The sequence below is a fragment of the Falsiroseomonas oryzae genome (assembly GCF_027856955.1).
GTDB classification, from domain to species: domain Bacteria; phylum Pseudomonadota; class Alphaproteobacteria; order Acetobacterales; family Acetobacteraceae; genus Falsiroseomonas; species Falsiroseomonas oryzae.
In genome coordinates this window covers 1-2,320 of sequence record NZ_JAPSMD010000638.1, presented here as the reverse complement: position 1 = coordinate 2,320, position 2,320 = coordinate 1, and the positions used below count along the sequence as shown (strand labels likewise).

At 74.0% G+C, this 2,320-nt stretch carries 3 protein-coding genes; 2 read left to right on the top strand and 1 reads right to left on the bottom strand.

The window, feature by feature from the left end; translation table 11 throughout:
• Window positions 1-604, top strand: a 604-nt coding sequence (locus OZN99_RS29980) for a Bug family tripartite tricarboxylate transporter substrate binding protein (RefSeq protein WP_270938869.1), incomplete at its 5' end; no start/stop codon positions are given.
• Window positions 605-772: 168 nt separating this feature from the next.
• Window positions 773-1,291: a YqhA family protein gene (locus OZN99_RS29975; RefSeq protein ID WP_270938868.1), complete on the top strand. Its 519-nt coding sequence runs from the start codon at window positions 773-775 to the stop codon at window positions 1,289-1,291.
• A gap of 91 nt (window positions 1,292-1,382) precedes the next feature.
• On the opposite strand, the gene OZN99_RS29970 is transcribed toward OZN99_RS29975, so the two are convergent.
• Window positions 1,383-2,320, bottom strand: a 938-nt coding sequence (locus tag OZN99_RS29970; RefSeq protein WP_270938867.1) for a Bug family tripartite tricarboxylate transporter substrate binding protein, incomplete at its 5' end; no start/stop codon positions are given.

Below are 2,320 nucleotides of genomic sequence, written 5' to 3'. Positions count from 1 at the left end.
GATGATCCTGAACGTGCTGGCCGTGCCGGCCGACCGCCCCTGGCGCAGCGTGGCGGAGCTGGCCGCGGCGGCGCGCGCGCGGCCGCTCAGCTTCGGCACCTCCGGCGTCGGCGGCGCGGGGCACCTGGCCGGCGAGCAGTTCAACATGATCGGCGGCATGCAGAACACGCATGTGCCTTATCGCGGCGGCGGCCCGTTGGCGGCCGACCTCGCCTCCGGCCAGATCGACTTCGCCTTCACCCCCGCCTCCGGCGCGCGGCCGCTGGCGGAGAGCGGGCGCGCGCGCATGCTGGCCGTCACCACCGCCGCGCGCAGCCCGCTGCTGCCCGATGTGCCGCCCCTGGCGGAGACGCCGGGCTTCGCGGGCTTCGACATGCAGGACTGGTCCACGCTGATGGCGCCGCGCGGCCTGCCCGCGCCGATCCTGGAGGCGCTGCACCGCGCCGCGACGGCCGCGCTGACCGACCCGGAGGTCGTCTCCGCCCTCGCCCAGCGGCAGATCCAGGCCACGCCCTCCTCGCCGGAGGAGTGCGCCGCCTTCCTCCGCAGCGAGACGGCGAAATGGGCGCCGGTGGTGCGGGCCTCCGGCGCGCGGCCCGACTAGAGCGGGACGAGGGCGAGGCTCCGCCTCGCGCTCCGCCGGGGACGATGATCGTCCCCGGCTCCCTCCATCCGCTGCAACGACGGCAGGCGAGGCGGCGCGTGGCCGCGCGGGGGAACCGGAACTCCGGGTGCGCTTTGGTGCACCTGGGGGAGTCCCCCGGGAGTCGCCATGCTGCACGCGCTCGCCAAGGCCATCCTCGCCGGCCGCTTCCTCCTCGCGGTCTTCTTCCTCGGCCTGCTCTGGGGCCTGGCCCTCTTCGCCCTGCGCTTCGTCGGCAGGCTGTGGGCGCTGACCGCCGCGATCTGGGAGAAGAGCGAGGCGGAGCTGCTGGTCGAGATGCTCCACCTGCTGGACAGCGCCCTCGTCGCCTCGCTCGTGCTGATGGTGGCGCTATCCTCCTACGACAGCCTGGTGGACCGGCTGCAGCGGGAGGCCGACCAGCAGGAGATGCGCTGGGTGTCGCGCACCGACCACGGCAACCTGAAGATCAAGGTGGCGACCGCCATGGTGGCGATCTCCTCCATCCACCTTCTGCAGATCTTCCTGCAGGCGGATGTCGAGGACGAGGCCGCCATCTTCTGGCGCGTGACCATCCACGTGGTGTTCCTGGTCGGCGCCGTGCTGCTCGGCGTGCTCGACCGCCTCGGCCTGCATCACGGCGATGCCGGGCGGAACGAGCGGGTGTGACCCCGGCTCGCGGCTCCGCCGTCGCGCCGCAGGCGCGCTACTCGGCTGTCGCGCCGCAGGCGCGCTACTCGGCTGTCGCGCCGCAGGCGCGCTACTCGGCTGTCGCGCCCACCGCCTGGATGACCACGCGCCAGCGCGCGCTCTCCTCCGCCATGAAGCGGGCGAAGTCCTCCCGCCCCATGCGGCGCGGCACGCTGCCGCCGGCGACGATCCGCTGGCGCAGCTCCGGCTCCTCGATGATGGCGTTCAGCTCCGCCTCCAGCCGCGCCAGGATCGGCTCCGGCACGCCGGCCGGCGTGCAGAGCCCGAACCAGCCGGTGGAGACGATGTCCACGCCCTGCTCGCGCATCGTCGGCAGGTCGGGGAAGGCCGGCACGCGCTCCGCCCCGCTCACCGCGATCGGGCGCATCCGCCCGGCCTGCGCCAGCTGCGTGACGGCCGAGATGGACTGGAACAGCATGTCGATCCGGCCCTCGATCAGGTCCGTGTTCATCTGCCCGCTGTTCGTGTAGGGCAGGTGCTGCATCGGCAGGCCGGTGATCACCTGGAACTGGCTGCCCGCCAGGTGCTGCGAGGATCCGGCGCCGACCGAGCCGAAGTTGATCGGCCGGTTCTGCGCCCGGGCCCAGGCGATGAACTGCGGCAGGGTCTGCGCCGGCACCGCGGGCGGGATCACCACGATGTTCGGCACCAGCGCGATCATCCCCACTGCCGCGAAGTCGCGTTCCGGGTCGAAGGGCAGCGAGCGGTACAGCCACTTGTTCGCCGCGTTCGCCGCGATGGAGGCGAGCCCCACCGTGTAGCCGTCCGGCGCCGCGCGGGCGACGATCGCCATGCCGATGTTGGTGCCCGCGCCCGGCCGGTTGTCCACCACGAAGGGCTGGCCGAGCCGCGCCGAGAGCCGGTCCGCGACCAGGCGGGAGAGCACGTCGCCTGCCCCGCCCGCCGGCCCGGGGTTCACCCAGCGCACCGCCCGGTTCGGCCAGTCGCCGGTGCCCTGGGCCAGCGCCGGGCGCGCCAGCGCGGCGG